At 45.6% G+C, this 20,447-nt stretch carries 15 protein-coding genes and 1 other RNA gene; all 16 read left to right on the forward strand.

The genetic code is table 11. The features are described from left to right. Positions 1 to 15 precede the first annotated feature (15 nt). The 16 genes from rnpB to secA all read left to right on the forward strand — a co-directional run bounded on the left by rnpB (position 16) and on the right by secA (position 20,428). Positions 16 to 455: RNase P RNA component class A (gene rnpB / locus AB4513_RS10025), an RNA gene on the forward strand. Between the two features lie 228 nt (positions 456 to 683). Beyond that, positions 684 to 1,634, forward strand: a complete 951-nt coding sequence (gene rsmH / locus AB4513_RS10030) for a 16S rRNA (cytosine(1402)-N(4))-methyltransferase RsmH (protein WP_009848949.1) — start codon at positions 684 to 686, stop codon at positions 1,632 to 1,634. Positions 1,635 to 1,637: 3 nt separating this feature from the next. Next, positions 1,638 to 1,955: a cell division protein FtsL gene (ftsL, locus tag AB4513_RS10035; RefSeq protein ID WP_009848950.1), complete on the forward strand. Its 318-nt coding sequence runs from the start codon at positions 1,638 to 1,640 to the stop codon at positions 1,953 to 1,955. Further along, the gene (locus AB4513_RS10040) at positions 1,952 to 3,709 is read left to right on the forward strand and encodes a penicillin-binding transpeptidase domain-containing protein (protein ID WP_009848951.1); all 1,758 of its coding nucleotides are present in this window, start codon (positions 1,952 to 1,954) and stop codon (positions 3,707 to 3,709) included. Before ftsL ends, AB4513_RS10040 begins: the two co-directional genes overlap by 4 nt. Positions 3,710 to 3,727: 18 nt before the next feature. Next, positions 3,728 to 5,212, forward strand: coding sequence for a UDP-N-acetylmuramoyl-L-alanyl-D-glutamate--2,6-diaminopimelate ligase (murE, locus tag AB4513_RS10045; protein ID WP_009848952.1), 1,485 nt, complete (start codon positions 3,728 to 3,730; stop codon positions 5,210 to 5,212). After that, complete coding sequence (murF, locus tag AB4513_RS10050) at positions 5,212 to 6,585, forward strand: UDP-N-acetylmuramoyl-tripeptide--D-alanyl-D-alanine ligase (RefSeq protein ID WP_009848953.1); 1,374 nt, start codon at positions 5,212 to 5,214, stop codon at positions 6,583 to 6,585. The genes murE and murF overlap by 1 nt, the downstream gene beginning before the upstream one ends. Then, positions 6,582 to 7,664 (forward strand): phospho-N-acetylmuramoyl-pentapeptide-transferase, encoded by a 1,083-nt coding sequence (mraY, locus tag AB4513_RS10055; protein WP_009848954.1) that lies wholly within the window; start codon positions 6,582 to 6,584, stop codon positions 7,662 to 7,664. The genes murF and mraY overlap by 4 nt, the downstream gene beginning before the upstream one ends. Before the next feature lie 58 nt (positions 7,665 to 7,722). Further along, positions 7,723 to 9,039 (forward strand): UDP-N-acetylmuramoyl-L-alanine--D-glutamate ligase, encoded by a 1,317-nt coding sequence (murD, locus tag AB4513_RS10060; protein ID WP_009848955.1) that lies wholly within the window; start codon positions 7,723 to 7,725, stop codon positions 9,037 to 9,039. Positions 9,040 to 9,061: 22 nt separating this feature from the next. Further along, the gene (gene ftsW, locus AB4513_RS10065) at positions 9,062 to 10,258 is read left to right on the forward strand and encodes a cell division protein FtsW (RefSeq protein ID WP_009848956.1); all 1,197 of its coding nucleotides are present in this window, start codon (positions 9,062 to 9,064) and stop codon (positions 10,256 to 10,258) included. A 12-nt stretch (positions 10,259 to 10,270) separates the two neighbouring features. Then, the gene (gene murG / locus AB4513_RS10070; RefSeq protein ID WP_009848957.1) at positions 10,271 to 11,332 is read left to right on the forward strand and encodes an undecaprenyldiphospho-muramoylpentapeptide beta-N-acetylglucosaminyltransferase; all 1,062 of its coding nucleotides are present in this window, start codon (positions 10,271 to 10,273) and stop codon (positions 11,330 to 11,332) included. A 13-nt stretch (positions 11,333 to 11,345) separates the two neighbouring features. After that, positions 11,346 to 12,806, forward strand: a complete 1,461-nt coding sequence (gene murC, locus AB4513_RS10075; RefSeq protein WP_009848958.1) for a UDP-N-acetylmuramate--L-alanine ligase — start codon at positions 11,346 to 11,348, stop codon at positions 12,804 to 12,806. A gap of 191 nt (positions 12,807 to 12,997) precedes the next feature. Further along, a complete protein-coding gene (locus tag AB4513_RS10080) occupies positions 12,998 to 13,777 on the forward strand; it encodes a cell division protein FtsQ/DivIB (protein ID WP_009848959.1) in 780 nt (259 codons plus the stop codon). Further along, the gene (ftsA, locus tag AB4513_RS10085) at positions 13,770 to 15,038 is read left to right on the forward strand and encodes a cell division protein FtsA (RefSeq protein ID WP_004729844.1); all 1,269 of its coding nucleotides are present in this window, start codon (positions 13,770 to 13,772) and stop codon (positions 15,036 to 15,038) included. The genes AB4513_RS10080 and ftsA overlap by 8 nt, the downstream gene beginning before the upstream one ends. Before the next feature lie 31 nt (positions 15,039 to 15,069). Further along, positions 15,070 to 16,299: a cell division protein FtsZ gene (gene ftsZ, locus AB4513_RS10090; protein WP_012603216.1), complete on the forward strand. Its 1,230-nt coding sequence runs from the start codon at positions 15,070 to 15,072 to the stop codon at positions 16,297 to 16,299. A gap of 96 nt (positions 16,300 to 16,395) precedes the next feature. Next, complete coding sequence (lpxC, locus tag AB4513_RS10095) at positions 16,396 to 17,313, forward strand: UDP-3-O-acyl-N-acetylglucosamine deacetylase (protein WP_009848388.1); 918 nt, start codon at positions 16,396 to 16,398, stop codon at positions 17,311 to 17,313. 388 nt (positions 17,314 to 17,701) lie between these two features. Continuing rightward, entirely contained in the window at positions 17,702 to 20,428 is a 2,727-nt protein-coding gene (gene secA / locus AB4513_RS10100) for a preprotein translocase subunit SecA (RefSeq protein ID WP_009848389.1), read from the forward strand. The last annotated feature ends 19 nt before the right edge of the window (positions 20,429 to 20,447 follow it).

The raw sequence follows: 20,447 nt of genomic DNA on the forward strand, positions 1-20,447 counted from the left end.
ATACAATCCGCCCTCGGAGTTGAACGGGTAATCGCTGCTTTGCTGATGTCCTTCGGGAGACTGACGTTGAGGTCCTTCGGGAAACTGACGTTGAAGTCCTTCGGGAGACTGGTAGAGGGGAGGAACGTCCGGGCTCCATAGAGCAGGGTGCCAGATAACGTCTGGGGGGCGCGAGCCCACGACAAGTGCAGCAGAGAGAAGACCGCCGATGGCCTCATTTCTTCGGAAGAGGCACAGGTAAGGCTGAAAGGGTGCGGTAAGAGCGCACCGTGCGACTGGCAACAGTTCGTAGCAAGGTAAACTCCACCCGGAGCAAGATCAAATAGGCCCTCGCATTGCGCTGCTCGCGTATGGGGGCGGGTAGATTGCTTGAGCCTGTGAGCGATTGCAGGCCTAGACGAATGGTTACCGCCGCGCAAGCGGAACAGAACCCGGCGTATGTGTCAACTCCACCTATATAAAGAACCCATCATTACTTAACGGTAGTGATGGGTTTTTTGCTTTATATTGACGTTAATTATTTAGATTTCCTTAGAATCCATCATCTTGATATGAGCTTGGGTCAAAAATTCCCAAAGCCTATACACAATATGGTGGAGATACGGCGCGAAATCAGTAAACTAAAACGTTAATAGAACATATTATTGCCGAACTAATGGCTCAATCCATTCACTGAGAAGACTATGACAGAAGCATTCAAACATATTTCAGTATTGCTTAACGAATCTATTGACGGACTTGCGATCAAACCTGACGGTACCTATATCGATGGTACTTTTGGCCGTGGTGGTCACAGCCGTACAATCCTGTCTAAACTGGGCGAGAATGGAAGACTCTTTAGTATCGACCGCGATCCACAAGCGATTGCCGAAGCACAAAAGATTGATGACCCTCGTTTTACGATTATTCACGGCCCGTTCTCAGGTATGGCTGAATATGCAGAGCGTTATGACTTAGTCGGTCAAGTGGATGGCGTATTGCTGGATTTAGGTGTCTCTTCACCACAGCTGGATGATGCTGAACGTGGCTTTAGCTTTATGAAAGATGGCCCGCTTGATATGCGTATGGACCCAACAACGGGGATTCCTGTTTCTCAGTGGTTAGTTGAAGCGGATCTTGATGACATCACATGGGTTATTCGTGAGTTCGGTGAAGACAAACACGCTCGTCGTATCGCGAAAGGCATCATTGCTTATCAAGAGAATGAAGAGAACGAACCGCTAACGCGCACTGGCCAGTTGGCTAAGCTTATCTCTGATGTCGCTCCAAAAAGCTTCAAAGAGAAAAAACACCCAGCAACACGTGCTTTCCAAGCATTCCGTATCTACATTAACAGTGAACTAGAAGAGATCGATACAGCACTGAAAGGCGCGGCAAGCATTCTAGCTCCTCAAGGTCGTATCTCTGTTATCAGTTTCCACTCGCTTGAAGACCGTATGGTTAAGCGCTTTATCCGTAAAGAGAGCCAAGGACCGCAAGTACCACATGGCTTGCCACTAACTGAAGAGCAGATCAAAGCGCTAGGCAGTGCCGATCTGAAACCAATTGGTAAAGCAATTAAGCCTTCTAAAGATGAAGTGGATGAGAATACTCGTTCGCGTAGTTCAGTACTACGAATCGCAGAAAAGCTATAGTCAATGAAGACCTCCAAACCCAACTTAGCCAAGATAATCTTTTTTGATTTGATCTCCGTGGGCAAAGTCCCATTGGGGCTTCTTATCTGCATCTTTGCGAGTGCGATGGGGGTCGTTCTTACGACACATGTATCACGTCAGGCGATTACGCAAAAAGACATGGCATTGGTGGAGCGGGAACAACTTGATGATGAGTGGCGAAATTTAATGCTTGAAGAGACGGCGCTAGCAGAACACAGCCGCGTTCAAGCATCGGCAAAAAGAGAGCTAGACATGAAACGTCCAGACTCCGACAAAGAAGTTGTGATCACACTGAAATGACCGGTAAAAAGGAAAAAACACCCGCAAAAACCGTTAATGAATCAACGAAAGAGCGAGTGAAGAGCGAAAAGGATTCGGATCCAATTCTTATTAAATGGCGTTTCAACGTTGTTATTGCTTTCGTGTTTCTAGCCTTTGCTGCACTCGTTGGCCGTGTGGCTTACATCCAAATCATTGAACCCGATAACTTAATTCGTCAGGGCGATCTTCGCTCAGTGCGTGTTAAGGCTATTCCTTCTGCTCGCGGTATTATCTCTGACCGCAATGGCGAGCCGCTTGCTGTGAGTGTTCCCGTTGAGGCTGTATGGGCCGACCCAAAAACGATTTTCGATAAAAATGGTATGGCCCAGATTGATCGTTGGTATGCGTTAGCCGATGTACTTGGCCTACAGCGACAATCGATGATCGATAAGATCTCTAGCAATAAATCCCGTCGATTTATTTATCTACAAAGACAAGTTAGCCCTGCGATGGCTAAGTATATCCGTGAACTTAAGCTGGTGGGTGTGGGCCTAAAAGCGGAATCTCGACGTTACTACCCTGCTGGTGAAGTCAGTGCACACCTTATCGGTGTGACCGGAATTGATGGACACGGCCTGGAAGGGGTTGAACGCAGTTACGATAAATGGCTTACGGGCGAAGCAGGCAAGCGAACGATTCGTAAAGACCGCTACGGACGCGTTGTCGAAAACATTGCGTTAGAAGAACGCGAAGAAGGCAAACCACTAGAACTCACCATCGATCAACGATTGCAGGCGATAGCCTATCGAGCGATTAAGCAAGCGGTGGCCGATCATAAAGCGACCTCAGGCTCTGCAGTATTACTCGATGTGAAAACGGGCGCTGTGTTAGCCATGGTCAATGCACCGTCTTACAACCCGAACAACCGCTCTGATTTACAAAGCTTTAAAATGCGAAACCGCGTGCTGACCGATGCTATGGAGCCCGGCTCAACAGTGAAACCTTTTGTGGTGCTCGCCGCATTAGAAAATGGTACAGCTGATGCGAAATCTATTATTGATACGGGTAATGGCATCATGCAAATTGGAGGTAGCCGAGTACGTGATACCTCTAAAGTGGGCAAGGCTGATTTAGCCTTGATCCTTAAAAAATCAAGTAACATCGGCGTTGCGAAATTAGCGCTTGATATGCCGCTTGAAGCGTTACTTGGTATGTACAGTTCGGTTGGTTTAGGCGAAATGTCTGGGCTAAATCTCGTGGGTGAAACGAGTGGTATTTTTCCTAACCGTCGCCGTTGGTCCAAGTTCGAAATCGCGACGCTATCCTTTGGTTATGGCTTATCTGTGACCCCGCTTCAGTTGGCTCATGCTTACGCAACGTTAGCCAACAAAGGCATGTATGAACCGATTCATATCATTAAAAGCAACGACCAAGACTTCTCAAAGCAGATCATCAAACGTGAAAATGCAGAGATGGTATTGCAAATGTTAGAAGGCGTGACTCAAAAGGGCGGAACTGCAACCAGAGCCGCTGTTCCGGGTTATCGAGTTGCGGCAAAAACGGGTACATCTCGTAAAGCCGCTGCGGGTGGCTATAGTGATGAGTATATTGCTATAACGTCGGGTTTTGCTCCAGTCAGCGATCCAAGAGTAGCTCTGGTTGTCGTAGTCAATGAGCCGCAAGGTGACCTTTACTATGGTGGTTCAGTTGCTGCCCCCGTTTTTTCTGAAATCATGAAGGGTGCACTGCAAATACTCAATGTCCCTGCTGATGAAAACAAGTTTCAAGAATAGAGCCAATCAGGATTCAATATGAGTAATAGCCTCACGCTGTCATCTTTACTTTCTCCTTGGGGGGACTTTAGTTCACTTGAGCTAGATGCGATTGCTGTTGAGCAATTGGAGTTGGATAGCCGTGCAATCAAGGAAGGCGATATTTTTGTTGCCATTGTTGGACATGCCATTGATGGTCGTCGCTTTATCGACAAAGCCGTCGCTCAAGGTGCGAAAGCTGTCGTTGCACAAGCGAGTGATGACAAAGCTCATGGTTTGGTTGAGTGGTTAAATGCTGTTCCTGTTGTTTATGTATCTGAGCTAAATTCAATTCTCTCTGAACTGGCTGGCCGAGTTTATTCTTCTCAAGCGACTAAGTTGATTGGTGTGACCGGCACCAATGGCAAAACCACCATCACCCAATTGATTGCTCAGTGGCTTGATTTGGTCGGCCAGCGTTCGGCGGTAATGGGCACCACGGGTAATGGCTTCTTAGATAACCTAAAAACAGCGGCTAATACCACAGGCAGCGCGATTGAAATACAACGCACACTGAGCGAGTTGGCTGAGGAAAGTGCAGTTTATACCGCGATGGAAATCTCTTCTCATGGTTTGGTTCAAGGCCGAGTAAAAGCGTTGAATTTTGAGGTTGGTGTGTTCACTAACCTGAGTCGTGATCACCTTGATTACCACGGCACGATGGAAGAGTACGCACTGGCTAAAAAAAGACTGTTTACTCAACACAAATGCAAACATGCAGTGATCAATGTGGATGATGAAGTCGGCAAAGCGTGGATGGCAGATTTGTCCAATGCAATAGCTGTTTCATTGCTTCCGTTGTCTGATTACCAACAGTCGGTGTGGGCATCTGATGTCGCCTATGCAGAAACTGGGATTAAGCTCTCTTTCGATGGTAGCTGGGGGCAAGGTGATCTTTCGGTTCCATTGATTGGTCAGTTCAACGCATCAAACGTACTGGTTGCTTTCGCGACTTTGCTTTCATTGGGCATCGACAAGCAAACCTTGGTCGACACCGCGTCTCAGCTTCAACCTGTTATTGGTCGTATGGAACTGTTTCAAGTTCCGAGCAAAGCAAAAGTCGTTGTCGATTACGCGCACACGCCAGATGCTCTAGAAAAAGCATTGGCAGCATTGCGTGTACACTGCTCTGGAAAGTTGTGGGCTATCTTCGGTTGTGGTGGCGATCGCGACACAGGTAAGCGCCCAATGATGGCGGTAACGGCAGAGCAGTTCGCCGACAAAATTATTATTTCAGATGACAACCCTCGCAGCGAAGATCCTGCACTGATTGTTAAAGACATGCTAGCTGGCTTAAGCGAACCAGAATCTGCATTCGTCGAGCACGATCGCTATCAAGCGGTTAAGTTTGCCCTAGAACAGGCAGGCAGTAATGACATTATTCTTTTGGCTGGTAAAGGCCATGAGGATTACCAAGTATTGAAAGACGAAACGATCCATTACTCAGATCGAGAGTCCGCGCTACAACTTTTAGGTATTTCATAATGATTGATGTATCACTCGAGCAGATTTGTTCAGCGATGAGCGGTCAGCTGATTGAGGCTGGCAAGTCGAGCAATAGTGTTATTAATGCGGTTTCTACTGACACTCGAACCGTTGAAGAGGGTGCACTGTTTGTTGCTCTTGTTGGCGAGCGTTTTGATGCGCATGACTTTTGTCATCAAGCGGTAGAAGCTAATGCGAGCGCGTTGTTAGTCGAACGAAAACTTGACCTAAATATTACTCAGGTGGTTGTTGAAGACACTAAACTTGCTTTAGGTCAGCTAAGTGCTTGGATCCACAAACAGTGTGACGTGCCAACCATGGCGATTACAGGAAGTTGTGGTAAAACGACGGTTAAAGAGATGGTGGCAAGCATTCTGCAGCAACGTGGCAAGGTGTTGTTTACCGCAGGTAACTTCAATAATGATATTGGAGTGCCATTAACCTTGCTGCGCAGTGAAGCAAATGACGACTATGCCGTGATAGAACTGGGCGCGAACCACATTGGTGAAATTGCCTATACTACGCAGCTTGTGAAACCACAGGTGGCGTTAGTTAATAACGTAGCTGCAGCGCACTTAGAAGGCTTTGGGTCTATCAATGGTGTGAAACAAGCGAAAGGTGAAATCTTTCAGGGGCTTGCTGCCGGTGATACTGCTATTGTTAATCTAGAGAGCAACGGTGGTGACTTTTGGAATGACGTGCTTGCAGATAAAAGCGTGCTAACATTTTCAGAAAGCGACAGCAAGGCGGATTATTTTGCCAAGAATATTCGCATCAATGAGCAAGGTGAAGCGTGCTTTGATATGCAGACACCTCAAGGGTCCATATTTGTTGAGCTTGGTATCATCGGTCAACATAACGTAGCGAATGCATTAGCAGCTGCAGCGTTGAGTATCCAATTTGGAGCCTCGCTTGATGAGGTGAAAAATGGTTTAGCGAATCTGATCTCTGTCAAAGGGCGAGTTGAGGTTCAACAATTAAGTCAGAATATCAAACTCATAGATGACAGTTACAACGCCAGCGTGCCAGCAATGAAGGCGGCAGCGAAGCTACTCTCGAGCTTCAAAGGTCAACGTTGGTTAATTTTAGGTAATATGGCTGAATTAGGCGATGAAAGCCTTGCACTTCACCGTCAAGTCGGTGAATATGCTGCCCCATTCGCTTTTGAGCATGTACTTACTTACGGTGATGATACCAAGGTGATTAGTGAGGTCTGTAATGGTACCCACTTTACAACGCATCAAGCGATGATCGCGCACATAGAGCAGCACCTAAGCTTGCCAGAAAGCGTGTCACATACCTTATTGGTAAAAGGCGCGAATAGTGCAGGAATGAGTAAAATAGCCGCTGCTTTAAAGGAGAACTTTTCATGATAATTTGGCTTGCAGAGCTACTACAGCCACACTTTTCTTTTTTCCGTTTGTTCGAATACTTATCGTTTCGTGCAATCGCGAGTATTTTGACGGCGTTATGTCTGTCACTGTGGATGGGACCTCGTTTAATTGAGCGTCTGCAAATGCTACAAATTGGCCAAGTTGTTCGTAATGACGGCCCTGAATCTCATTTCAGCAAACGTGGCACGCCAACCATGGGCGGTGTGATGATCCTTGCTGCGATCATTATTACGGTATTGATGTGGGCTGATCTCTCGAATCCTTATGTTTGGGCTGTATTAGTTGTACTTGCTGGTTATGGCGCGGTTGGCTTTGTTGATGACTACCGTAAAGTCGTTCGTAAGAACACCGATGGTTTGATCGCTCGCTGGAAGTACTTCTGGCAATCAGCAATTGCGTTAGTCGTGGCGTTTGCTCTGTATGCTCACGGGCACGATACTGCAGCAACTCAATTGGTTGTTCCTTTCTTTAAAGATGTGATGCCACAACTTGGTTTACTGTATATCGTACTAACTTACTTTGTTATTGTGGGAACCAGTAACGCGGTAAACCTAACAGACGGCCTAGACGGCTTGGCCATTATGCCAACGGTTATGGTTGCGGCTGGTTTTGCTGTAATTGCTTGGGCGACCGGTAACGTTAACTTTGCGTCATACTTACACATTCCATACATCCCATACACCTCCGAGCTGGTTGTGGTATGTACTGCTATCGTAGGTGCTGGACTTGGTTTTCTATGGTTCAACACTTATCCTGCACAAGTATTCATGGGCGATGTTGGCTCGCTAGCGCTTGGTGGTGCTCTGGGTGTGATCGCTGTGTTAGTTCGCCAAGAGTTGGTATTGGTTATCATGGGCGGTGTGTTTGTAATGGAGACCTTGTCAGTGATACTGCAAGTTGGCTCTTACAAATTGCGCGGTCAGCGTATTTTCCGCATGGCACCAATTCACCACCACTATGAACTGAAAGGTTGGCCGGAGCCACGTGTCATCGTGCGTTTTTGGATCATTTCAATGGTATTAGTACTGGTTGGCTTAGCAACGCTGAAAGTTCGTTAATCCTATCTGAGCCTCTTAATGAGAGGCTCTTTAAAACTATTAAGAGCATCTTGTTTAAATGGAACATTGGCAAAATATTCAAAATGTAGTGGTTGTGGGGCTCGGTATTACCGGGCTCTCTGTCGTTAAACATCTCGTAAAATATCAACCTCATACGCATGTGAAGGTAATTGATACGCGAGAGCTACCACCAGGAAAAGAATCTTTGCCTGAATCGGTAGAGCTGCATTCTGGAAGTTGGAATAGCCAATGGTTAGCGGAAGCTGATTTAGTGGTTGCTAACCCAGGTATCGCCTTAGCGACCCCAGAAATACAAGATGTTATTCAAGCGGGTATTCCGGTTGTTGGCGATATTGAACTTTTTGGTTGGGCGGTAGACAAACCCGTCGTGGCAATAACAGGCTCCAATGGCAAGAGTACGGTGACCGATCTAACGGGTGTGCTTGCTAAAGCTGCTGGTCTTAACGTTGGCGTTGGTGGCAACATCGGTATTCCTGCCTTGGATCTTCTTGAGCTTGATGCCGATTTATATGTCCTTGAGCTTTCAAGCTTTCAGCTAGAGACAACGTTCAGTCTAAACCTTGCAGCAGCGGCCTTTTTGAACCTGTCAGAAGATCATATGGATCGCTATCAAGGCATGGCCGATTACCGTGACGCTAAATTGAGAATTTTTAATAACGCTCAGTGTGCGATCGTAAACCGCGAAGACAAAGAGACTTATCCTGATCAAACGATGTCATTGGTGACATTTGGACTTGATGACCAAGAGTTTGGTGTAGCGACGATTGATGGTATCGAATGGCTAATAGACAACGGCAAGCCTGTACTTCCTAGCCAAGATTTAACATTGGTTGGACGTCATAATGTGGCGAATGCTTTAGTCTCTTTAGCACTGCTTAAGCAAGTCGGTATCGATTACAGCAAAAGTCTTGAAGCTTTGAAAGCCTACAATGGTTTGACGCATCGTTGCCAAGTAGTGGCTGACAAACGCGAAATTAAATGGGTTAACGACTCGAAAGCGACCAACGTAGCCAGTACATTAGCGGCTCTGTCGGGATTAGAATACCAAGGTACTTTGTATCTCTTAGTCGGAGGTGTGGGCAAAGGTGCTGACTTTAGCGAGCTTAACCCCGTGTTGGCGCAACTAGACCGCGTACAACTGTGTTGCTTCGGTGAAGATGCTGCGCAATTTATGCCATTACATCCATCGGCTAAGACGTTTGATTCCATGCGTGACATTATCGAGAGTATCTCTGCACAATTGGTGTCGGGTGACATGGTGATGTTGTCTCCTGCATGTGCAAGCTTCGATCAATTTAATAACTTCATGGCGAGAGGTGATGCGTTCACTGAACTTGCTCATGAGTATGCCTAACGTGTTGAAGGACTAACATTCAGTGCAAAGAGTGAAAGAGATTAATCAATCTATTTGGCAATGGCTTAACCGTGCCACACCAGAGGCGCTCTACGATCGTCAGTTGGTATGGATTGCTCTTGGACTGATGCTGACGGGCTTGGTAATGGTAACGTCGGCTTCGTTCCCAATCAGTGCTCGTTTAACCGATCAGCCGTTTCACTTCATGTTCCGCCACGCCATTTTCCTGGTGTTAGCGTTAGGTGTATCCAGCGTAATATTACAAATCCCGATGAAACGCTGGTTTCAATACAGTATGTACCTATTGGGCTTATCCTTCTTTTTGCTAGTGGTGGTGTTAGCCGTCGGTAAGTCGGTTAACGGTGCCTCACGTTGGATTCCTCTCGGGCTGTTTAACTTACAACCTGCTGAAGTCGCTAAGTTATCTCTGTTTATCTTTATGGCGGGCTATTTGGTTCGTAAACAGGATGAAGTGAGAAAAACCTTCTTCGGTGGTTTTGGTAAACCGATCATGGTGTTCGGTGCCTTTGCGGTGTTGCTACTTGGCCAGCCCGATTTGGGTACCGTTGTCGTAATGTTGGTTACATTGTTTGGCATGTTATTTATCGCAGGTGCTAAGCTGTCACAATTTATAGCCTTAATGGTGGCAGGTATTGCTGCCGTTGTGGGATTGATTGTTATTGAGCCTTATCGTGTTCGACGTGTTACGTCATTCTGGGAACCTTGGAGTGACCCGTTTGGTAGTGGTTATCAGCTAACTCAATCATTGATGGCGTTCGGTCGTGGTGATTGGATGGGACAAGGGCTTGGTAATTCAATTCAAAAACTCGAGTACCTACCTGAAGCACACACCGATTTTGTTTTTGCTGTACTGGCAGAAGAGTTGGGTTTTGTTGGCGTAACCTTAGTGTTGATGCTGATCTTTAGCTTGGTTTTTAAAGCTATTTTTATTGGCAAAAAAGCTTTCGAAAACGACCAAGTGTTCAGCGGTTATCTGGCGTTTGGCATTGGTATTTGGTTTGCTTTTCAGACGCTTGTTAATGTCGGTGCCGCTTCAGGTATTGTTCCGACCAAAGGTCTAACCTTACCGCTGATCAGTTACGGTGGTTCAAGCCTTATCGTGATGTCAGTTGCGGTTTCTATGCTGCTGCGTATCGATCATGAATGCCGAGTGCAACAAAAAGAACAAGCCGACAATCAAAACGAATTAGTAGAATAAGAATCTAACGTTATGAAACAGAACAAAAAACTTTTAGTGATGGCTGGTGGTACTGGCGGTCACGTTTTCCCTGGATTAGCGGTGGCGAAAAAGCTTCAGCAACAAGGTTGGGAAATTCGCTGGTTAGGAACTGCGGACCGAATGGAAGCGGAACTGGTGCCAAAGCATGGTATTGAGATCGACTTCATTAAGGTGAAAGGCCTGCGTGGTCAAGGCATTAGCAAGCTAATTAAAGCGCCGTTCCAGATTATTAATGCCATACTTCAAGCCAGACGACATATTAAAGCATGGCAACCTGATGTGGTGCTTGGCATGGGTGGTTACGTCAGTGGCCCGGGTGGTATCGCGGCTTGGTTATCTGGTATTCCAGTGGTTCTACATGAACAAAATGCAGTGGCAGGTTTAACCAACCAATGGCTGTCTAAGATTGCTAAAAAGGTTTTCCAAGCTTTTACTGGTGCGTTTCCTACCGTAGAAGTGGTGGGTAACCCGGTACGCGAAGATGTTGTTGCCTTAGCTGACCCCGAGCAACGCATGGCTGAGCGTGATGGTGACATCCGCATCTTGGTTATGGGCGGTAGCCAGGGCGCAAAAATCCTGAACGATACCTTGCCAGTAACGATGGCGCAGCTTGGTGAAGGCTTCACTGTGGTGCATCAAGCAGGTAAGAACAATCAACAGCAAGTGATTGAACAATACAAATCACATTCTGTAGATAATGTTCAAGTGACTGAATTTATTGATGATGTGGCGCAAGCTTATGAGTGGGCAGATCTATTAGTGTGTCGCTCTGGTGCATTAACCGTATCTGAAGTGTCTGCTGCTGGTGTAGGTTCTATTTTCGTTCCGTTTATGCACAAAGACAGACAACAAGCGTTGAATGCCGATCATTTAGTCGAATGTGGCGCGGCGTTAATGATTGAACAGCCTCAACTAACGGCTGATAAGCTCGCGAACACTATCGCGCAGCTTGATAGAAATGAATTAAAAATGATGGCAACAAAAGCTCGTCAAGCCGCCAAGCTTGATGCTGATGTGACTGTCGCTGAAGCGATCAAAGCTTTAGCAAAATAATGAGATTGAATTGATGACGATTGAACATACCCAAGACTTAGCGCAAATCCGTGCAATGGTGCCAGAGATGCGCCGTGTTAAATCTATCCACTTCATTGGTATTGGTGGTGCCGGAATGAGCGGGATTGCTGAAGTCTTGCTTAATGAAGGCTACCAGATCACAGGTTCTGATATTGCTCAAAACCCAGTGACAGAACGCTTAGTTAGCAAGGGGGCTACTGTTTACGTTGGTCACCAAGCGAGTAACGTTGCCGACGCAAGTGTGGTGGTGGTTTCAACCGCTATCAACGAAGAAAACCCAGAAATTATTGCAGCTCGTGAAGCGCGCACACCGATCGTTCGTCGTGCAGAAATGCTGGCTGAGCTGATGCGTTTTCGTCACGGTATTGCTGTGGCAGGTACGCACGGTAAAACAACCACGACTGCGCTAGTGACACAGATTTACTCGGAAGCAGACCTAGATCCAACCTTTGTAAACGGTGGTTTGGTGAAAAGTGCCGGCACTAACGCACGTTTAGGTTCAAGCCGTATTCTTATCGCTGAAGCCGATGAGAGTGATGCTTCATTCTTACATCTGCAACCAATGGTTAGTATCGTCACTAACATCGAAGCGGATCATATGGATACTTACGGCGGCGATTTTGAAACGCTGAAGCAGACGTTTATTGATTTCTTACATAACCTGCCATTCTACGGCCAGGCTGTGATGTGTGTTGATGATCCTGTAGTGCGTGAGCTTATACCTCAGGTTAGCCGCCAAGTGATTACTTACGGCTTCTCAGAAGATGCTGATATCCGTATTGAAAACTACGTACAAGAAGGTCAGCAAGGCAAATTCACGGTGGTACGTGAAGGTAAAGCTAACCTTGATATTACGCTAAACATTCCGGGTCGTCACAATGCATTGAATGCATCCGCTGCGATTGCTGTTGCAACAGAAGATGACATCAGCGATGAAGCGATTCTAAAAGCGATGGCGGGAACCGAAGGCACGGGTCGTCGTTTCGATCATCTAGGTGAGTACGAAACAGGTAAAGGCGTTGCAATGCTGGTTGATGATTACGGTCATCACCCAACCGAAGTGGACGTAACCATTCAAGCAGCACGAAGTGGTTGGACTGATAAGCGTCTTGTTATGATCTTCCAACCGCACCGTTACAGCCGTACTCGTGATCTATATGACGATTTTGCGAATGTTCTTGAGCAAGTTGATGTACTTATTCTATTAGATGTTTATTCTGCAGGTGAGAAACCAATTGCAGGGGCTGATGGGCGTTCATTAAGTCGAACTATTCGCGGGCGTGGTAAGATAGATCCAATTTTTGTTGCCGATATCAACGCACTGCCATCGGCTTTAGCCAACGTAATTCAAGGTGGTGACCTTGTTTTAACGCAGGGTGCGGGCGATGTTGGCCGAGTAGCGAAGCTGTTGGAATCATTGCAGTTAGACATTAATAAGATGCAGAACGCGTAACAGAATACTGTCTACAGACTGTGGTCAATCGCTCACTTCTTGCGATTGACCTAAAATTGACCAAAAATCTTATTATCAACGTTTGATAGTTTAATTTTGCTCAGTATAATTCATAGGTTAAAGTAAGTGCTTTTACCTCTATTACGAAGATAGGGAATAGAATTGCGAACCAACGACAGGGAATGCGGGCTTTGGTAGAAAGTACTTTTAGCGAAAACCGCCACCTATTCAGTTTACCGTCGCTCAAGAAACACGCCTTAGGCGGGTCTTTTTTTGTCATGGTATTGCTATTCATTGGATTTCTTTTCTATACCACACTGACTTGGATGTGGGACGATCAGCGATTGCCTCTCTCTAAAATAGTACTGCAAGGCGACTTAACTTATGTAACCGCTGGTGATGTTCAACATGCCTTTAGCGAGCTAGAGCATATTGGAACATTCATGTCTCAAGATATTGGCGTGTTGCAACACAGTTTAGAAGCGTTGCCTTGGGTTTCTGTTGTCTCGATTCGTAAGCAGTGGCCAGACACAATAAAAGTATTTTTGACTGAGTATCATGCGACAGCTATCTGGAATGGCAATATGCTGTTGAATGAAGATGGTCAGGTGTTTAATGGTGATATTGGCCTTTTGAAGGGTGATAGAGTTAAACTTTACGGTCCAGATGGCACTAGCCAACAAGTGATTGAAAAGTGGCGACAGATAACGCCTTTAATTAACAGCCTAGGGTTAACCGTTACCTCGCTCGTTCTCAATGAGCGTCGCGCCTGGCAAATCATTCTAGACAACGGTATTCGTTTAGAATTAGGTAAAGATTTTTTAGATGAGCGTGTTGAGCGCTTTATTTCGCTTTACAACGAATTAGGTAGTAAGGCGAATCAAGTGAGCTACATCGACCTCAGGTACGATACGGGAGCCGCTGTAGGCTGGTTTCCAGAGCAAGAGTTAGAAGAGAGTACAGATGACTAAGACCGCAGATGACAACATAATCGTTGGTCTTGATATAGGCACTGCGACCATATCAGCTCTAGTTGGTGAAATATTGCCTGATGGTCAAATCAATATCATTGGTTCTGGGCAAAGCCCATCCAGAGGTATGGATAAAGGTGGTGTAAACGACCTAGAGTCGGTAGTTAAGTCGGTTCAGCGAGCTATTGATCAAGCAGAGTTGATGGCGGAATGCCAAATCAGCAATGTATTTATCTCGCTATCGGGTAAACATATCGCAAGCCGAATTGAAAAAGGCATGGGCACTATCTCTGATGAAGAAGTGTCTCAAGACGATATGGATCGAGCGATCCATACCGCGAAATCAATTAAAATAGGTGATGAGCAGAGAATTCTGCACGTGATCCCACAAGAATTTACCATTGATTATCAAGAAGGGATTAAGAACCCACTTGGTTTATCTGGTGTTCGAATGGAAGTCAGTGTTCACCTAATTTCTTGCCATAGCGACATGGCGAGAAACATTATTAAAGCTGTTGAACGATGTGGTCTCACTGTAGAACAAATCGTGTTTTCAGGACTTGCCTCAAGTAATGCGGTAATTACTGACGACGAGAGAGAGCTTGGAGTCTGTGTTGTTGATATTGGTGCTGGTACGATGGATATTTCCATTTGGACTGGCGGCGCACTGCGACACACAGAAGTCTTTTCCTACGCAGGAAATGCAGTAACCAGTGATATTGCCTTCGCTTTTGGCACGCCAGTGAGCGATGCTGAAGAGATAAAAGTAAACCATGGTTGCGCTCTGAGTGAACTCGTAAGCAAGGATGATTCTGTTAACGTCCCTAGTGTAGGTGGCCGTCCATCGAGAAGTTTGCAAAGACAAACTTTGTCGGAAGTGATTGAACCACGTTACACTGAACTTATGGGGCTCGTTAACCAAACTATTGATACGGTTCAATTACAGCTACGAGATGAAGGTATTAAACACCACCTTGCAGCTGGCGTCGTTCTCACTGGTGGAGCGGCACAAATTGACGGATTGGTAGAGTGTGCGGAACGTGTTTTCCGCAATCAAGTTCGAGTTGGTAAGCCGTTAGAAGTTAGTGGTTTAACCGACTATGTTAAAGAGCCGTATCATTCTACGGCGGTTGGTTTACTTCATTACGCAAGAGATTGTCAGATCAGCGATGAAGGTGATTACAGCGAACCTAAGCGTTCAGCACCTTCTATGTCTGGTTTATTTGGTAAATTGCGTAATTGGATACAAAAAGAGTTTTAACCTGAGTTGCAGGAAAAAACGGAGATAACACATGTTTGAACCGATGATGGAAATGTCTGACGATGCAGTAATTAAAGTCGTTGGAGTTGGTGGCGGTGGCGGTAACGCTGTTGAGCACATGGTGCGTGAATCAATCGAAGGTGTAGAATTCATCAGTGTTAACACTGATGCACAAGCACTTCGTAAAACAAGCGTTAGCAGCGTGATCCAAATTGGTGGTGATATCACTAAAGGTTTGGGCGCTGGTGCAAACCCACAAGTAGGCCGTGATGCAGCTCTCGAAGATCGAGAAAGAATTAAAGAAGTTCTAACTGGCGCCGATATGGTATTTATCGCAGCTGGTATGGGCGGTGGTACGGGTACAGGTGCTGCTCCAGTTATTGCTGAAGTTGCGAAAGAGCTGGGTGTGCTAACGGTTGCTGTTGTAACTAAGCCATTTAGCTTCGAAGGCAAAAAACGTTTAGCGTTTGCTGAGCAAGGTATCGAAGAGCTTTCTAAGCATGTGGATTCTTTAATTACGATTCCAAATGAAAAGCTACTTAAGGTACTTGGCCGCGGCGTCACTCTGCTAGAAGCTTTCGCAAGTGCAAATGATGTACTTAAAAATGCTGTACAAGGTATCGCTGAGCTAATTACTCGCCCAGGTATGATTAACGTCGATTTCGCGGATGTTCGCACCGTAATGTCAGAGATGGGTCATGCAATGATGGGTAGCGGTATCGCAAAAGGCGAAGACCGTGCTGAAGAAGCTGCTGAAACGGCAATTTCTAGCCCACTACTAGAAGACATCGACCTAGCTGGCGCTCGTGGCGTTCTTGTGAATATCACAGCAGGCCTAGATATGCGCTTAGATGAATTCGAAACAGTAGGTAATACAGTTAAGGCATTCGCATCTGATAACGCAACAGTTGTGATTGGTACTTCTCTAGACCCTGATATGACGGATGAAATCCGTGTAACTGTTGTAGCAACAGGTATCGGCACAGAGAAAAAACCAGACATTACATTAGTTGCTGGTGGTAAAGCTAAGGTTGCACCAACTCCTCAACCACAGGTCGCGGCTCAAACTGCACCAAAAGTGGAAGATAAAGTGGCACAACCATTGCAAGAAAAAACTGAGGTAAAACCTCAAGTTAAGCCGCAGCCAACAACGTCACCTGTTTCTTCAGGTACAGGCGCTAGCCAAAGTGCAGCACCTAAAGCTGAGAAAGAGAGTGGATACTTAGATATTCCGGCATTCTTACGACGTCAGGCTGATTAACAAATACCCAAAGTTTGACTATCGTCGAATTAATGGTAAAATTCGCGGTCGGTAAATACTGACCGTGATTTGTAGCACTGATAACGAGGCAAGCAGATGATCAGACAACGTACTCTGAAAGAAATTGTGAAAACAACTGGTGTGGGTCTCCACTCTGGTCGTAAAGTCACACTTACTCTTCGCCCGGCAGCTGCAAATACAGGTATTGTTTATCGTCGTACAGATGTAAATCCACCTGTAGATTTCCCAGCTGATCCAGCGTCAGTTCGTGACACTATGTTATGTACTGCTCTTGTTAATGACGAAGGCGTACGTATCTCTACAGTGGAACACCTTAATGCAGCTCTAGCGGGTATGGGTATCGACAACATTATTGTTGAAGTCGATGCACCAGAGATCCCAATTATGGATGGTAGCGCAAGCCCATTCGTATACTTGCTACAGCAAGCGGGTGTAGAAACACTGAATGCAGCGAAACGTTTTATTCGAATCAAAAAGCCAATCCGTTTTGAAGATGGCGATAAGTGGGCAGAGTTTGTGCCATTTAACGGCTTCCGTATGGACTTCGAAATCGAATTCAACCATCCAGCAATTGAATCTGATGAACAGCACCTGTTGTTTGATTTTTCTTCACAAGGCTTTGTGAAAGAAATTTCTCGTGCTCGTACCTTCGGCTTCATGCGTGATATTGAATACCTACAATCACAAAACTTGTGTTTGGGTGGTAGCTTTGATTGCGCAATCGTACTAGACGAATACCGAATTCTTAATGAAGAAGGTCTACGTTTCGAAAACGAGTTCGTAACGCATAAAGTGCTAGATGCGATTGGTGACCTTTACATGTGTGGACACGCTATTATCGGTGAGTTCCGAGCATACAAATCAGGTCACGGCCTAAATAATCAACTACTACGCGCAGTACTTGCTGATGCAGAAGCTTGGGAATGGGCAACATTCGAAGAAGAGGTTGGCTCTCCTGTTGCGTTTGCTGAACCAGGAATGGTTCTAGCGTAATTGTTGTTTACGACAATATAAGATTTTGAAAACCAGGTCATTGACCTGGTTTTTTTGTATCTATTTTCCAGATACAGTGTCGTCAGTATTTAAAAGTTGCCTAGTATTTGGCTACAGTCTGGCTAATCCATCAACAATTAGAAAGAAAAGTACCAAGCACATCAAACAAATGGGGTTATAAATGGTCGTTGGTGTGAAAATTACTTACACTAGAGGGCATTAATTTTAACTGAAGCCTTGAAAACTCTACTCTCAAGTACAATATCAAAGATACTAGATTTATCTCAGTATCCTTGGTTAGTAACTAAAGACTAGTTTATAGCTAGTAGAGACTGACGGCATTTAAAATAGATCGCGGACGATCTGAGAACGAAGAGATTCCAAGCACATGATTACTAAGCTGCTGACAAAGGTAATTGGCAGTCGCAATGACAGAACACTGCGCCGCCTTAGAAAAATTGTAAAAGAAATTAATAACTTCGAACCAACGTTTGAAGCTCTTTCAGACGATGAACTAAAAGCAAAAACGGTTGAGTTTCGTGAGCGCTTAGATAAAGGTGAATCGTTAGATCAACTTCTACCTGAAGCATTCGCTACGGTACGTGAAGCGTCGAAGCGTGTTTACGGCATGCGTCACTTTGACGTGCAAATGATTGGTGGCATGGTTCTAAATGCTGGCCAAATTGCAGAGATGCGTACTGGTGAAGGTAAGACACTTACCGCAACCCTACCAGCTTATCTAAACGCGCTACCAAGCAAAGGTGTTCACGTAATAACGGTGAACGATTACCTAGCGAAGCGTGATGCGGAAACAAACCGCCCATTATTTGAATTCCTTGGCATGACTGTTGGCGTGAATGTGGCAAACATGGCTCCGCCAGAGAAAAAAGAAGCGTACCAAGCTGACATCCTATACGGAACAAACAACGAGTTTGGTTTTGATTACCTTCGTGACAACATGGCTTTCCGTGCTGAAGACCGAGTTCAACGTGAGCGCTTCTTTGCTGTAGTCGATGAGGTTGACTCAATCTTAATTGATGAAGCTCGTACTCCGTTAATTATCTCTGGCCCCGCTGAAGATAGTTCTGACCTTTATACGCGCATTAACACTCTAATTCCTTCTCTAGAGCGTCAAGATAAAGAAGATTCAGAAGAGTACCGTGGTGAAGGTCACTACACCATGGACGAAAAATCAAAACAGGTTCACCTGACTGAAAACGGTCAAGAGTTTGTAGAAGAACTAATGGTCAAAAACGGCTTGATGGAAGAGGGTGACACACTTTACTCTCCAACCAATATCAGCCTATTGCACCATGTGAATGCTGCGCTTCGTGCACACGTATTGTTTGAGAAAAACGTCGACTACATCGTTACTGAAGAAGGCGAAGTGGTTATCGTTGATGAACATACTGGTCGTACTATGCCAGGTCGTCGTTGGTCTGAAGGTTTACACCAAGCTGTTGAAGCTAAAGAAGGTGTGAAGATTCAAAATGAAAACCAAACATTAGCATCGATCACATTCCAGAATTTCTTCCGTCTGTATGAAAAACTGTCAGGTATGACAGGTACTGCTGATACAGAAGCGTTCGAATTCCAGTCTATCTACGGCCTAGAAACGGTGGTTATCCCAACCAACAAGCCTATGGTTCGTAACGATATGCCAGATGTGGTTTATCGTACTGAAGAAGACAAGTTCAATGCGATCATTGAAGACATCAAAGACCGTGTAGCGGCTGGTCAGCCATCACTGGTTGGTACAGTTTCTATCGAGAAATCTGAACTGCTGTCTAACGCATTGAAAAAATCAAAAATTAAGCACAACGTTCTAAATGCTAAGTTTCATGAAATGGAAGCTGAGATCGTTGCACAAGCTGGTATGCCTGGTGCGGTAACTATCGCAACTAACATGGCCGGTCGTGGTACCGATATCGTGCTAGGTGGTAGCTGGCAGGCACAACTTGAGAAGATAGAGAACCCAACCAAAGAGCAGATCGAGAAGATCAAAGCTGATTGGAGAATCATTCACGATAAAGTACTTGAGTCAGGTGGTCTGCACATCATTGGTACTGAGCGTCATGAATCTCGCCGTATCGATAACCAGCTACGTGGTCGTTCTGGTCGTCAAGGTGATGCGGGTTCTTCTCGTTTCTACCTATCAATGGAAGATTCTCTACTACGTATATTTACGTCTGATCGTATGGCTGGTCTTATCCAAAGTGGTATGGACGAAGGCGAAGCGATTGAATCTAAGATGCTGTCTCGCTCAATTGAAAAAGCACAACGTAAAGTGGAAGGTCGTAACTTCGACATCCGTAAGCAGCTTCTTGAGTACGATGATGTAGCCAATGACCAACGTAAGGTTGTTTATGAGCTACGTGATGAACTGATGAGTTCAGATGACATCAGTGAAATGATCGAACACAACCGTGAAGATGTACTGGCGTCAGTTATTGATGAATACATCGCTCCTCAGTCTCTTGAAGATATGTGGGATATTGCGGGTCTGCAAGATCGTCTGAAGAATGACTTCGATCTAGACTTTGACATTCAAGGTTGGTTAGACGAAGACGACAAGCTTTATGAAGAAGCATTGCGTGAGCGCATTCTTGGTATGGCGGTTGATTCTTACAAACAGAAAGAAGAAGTGGTTGGTGCTCAAGTACTGCGTAACTTCGAGAAGTCTGTGATGCTACAAACGCTAGACGGCCTTTGGAAAGAGCACTTGGCTGCGATGGATCACCTTCGTCAAGGTATCCACTTACGTGGTTATGCTCAGAAGAACCCGAAACAAGAGTATAAGCGCGAGTCGTTTGAACTGTTTGAAGGCCTACTAGATGTACTGAAAACAGACGTTGTGACCATCCTTTCTAAAGTTCGTGTTCAGCAACAAGAAGAAGTTGAAAAGATGGAAGCTCAACGTCAAGCTCAAGCTGAACAAGCGGCGCGTCGTGCACAAGCACAACATGCAACGGCTGAAAACCAGCTAGCTGACGATGAAGCGGATGCGGCATCTCCACAAACGGTAGTACGCGATGAGCGTAAAGTGGGTCGTAACGAACCATGTCCATGTGGAAGTGGTAAGAAGTACAAACAGTGTCACGGTAAAATAGACTAAGTCTGGTGAATCGTTGCTG

The sequence above is a fragment of the Vibrio sp. 10N.222.54.E6 genome (assembly GCF_041473955.1).
Taxonomy (GTDB): Bacteria; Pseudomonadota; Gammaproteobacteria; order Enterobacterales; family Vibrionaceae; genus Vibrio; species Vibrio tasmaniensis_A.

Bases quoted from the DNA above. Each gene is read 5' to 3' on its own strand.
- rsmH (WP_009848949.1), top strand. From the start codon at position 684: ATGACAGAAGCATTCAAACATATTTCAGTATTGCTTAACGAATCTATT.
- ftsL (WP_009848950.1), top strand. From the start codon at position 1,638: ATGAAGACCTCCAAACCCAACTTAGCCAAGATAATCTTTTTTGATTTG.
- AB4513_RS10040 (WP_009848951.1), top strand. From the start codon at position 1,952: ATGACCGGTAAAAAGGAAAAAACACCCGCAAAAACCGTTAATGAATCA.
- murE (WP_009848952.1), top strand. From the start codon at position 3,728: ATGAGTAATAGCCTCACGCTGTCATCTTTACTTTCTCCTTGGGGGGAC.
- murF (WP_009848953.1), top strand. From the start codon at position 5,212: ATGATTGATGTATCACTCGAGCAGATTTGTTCAGCGATGAGCGGTCAG.
- mraY (WP_009848954.1), top strand. From the start codon at position 6,582: ATGATAATTTGGCTTGCAGAGCTACTACAGCCACACTTTTCTTTTTTC.
- murD (WP_009848955.1), top strand. From the start codon at position 7,723: ATGGAACATTGGCAAAATATTCAAAATGTAGTGGTTGTGGGGCTCGGT.
- murG (WP_009848957.1), top strand. From the start codon at position 10,271: ATGAAACAGAACAAAAAACTTTTAGTGATGGCTGGTGGTACTGGCGGT.
- murC (WP_009848958.1), top strand. From the start codon at position 11,346: ATGACGATTGAACATACCCAAGACTTAGCGCAAATCCGTGCAATGGTG.
- ftsA (WP_004729844.1), top strand. From the start codon at position 13,770: ATGACTAAGACCGCAGATGACAACATAATCGTTGGTCTTGATATAGGC.
- ftsZ (WP_012603216.1), top strand. From the start codon at position 15,070: ATGTTTGAACCGATGATGGAAATGTCTGACGATGCAGTAATTAAAGTC.
- lpxC (WP_009848388.1), top strand. From the start codon at position 16,396: ATGATCAGACAACGTACTCTGAAAGAAATTGTGAAAACAACTGGTGTG.
- secA (WP_009848389.1), top strand. From the start codon at position 17,702: ATGATTACTAAGCTGCTGACAAAGGTAATTGGCAGTCGCAATGACAGA.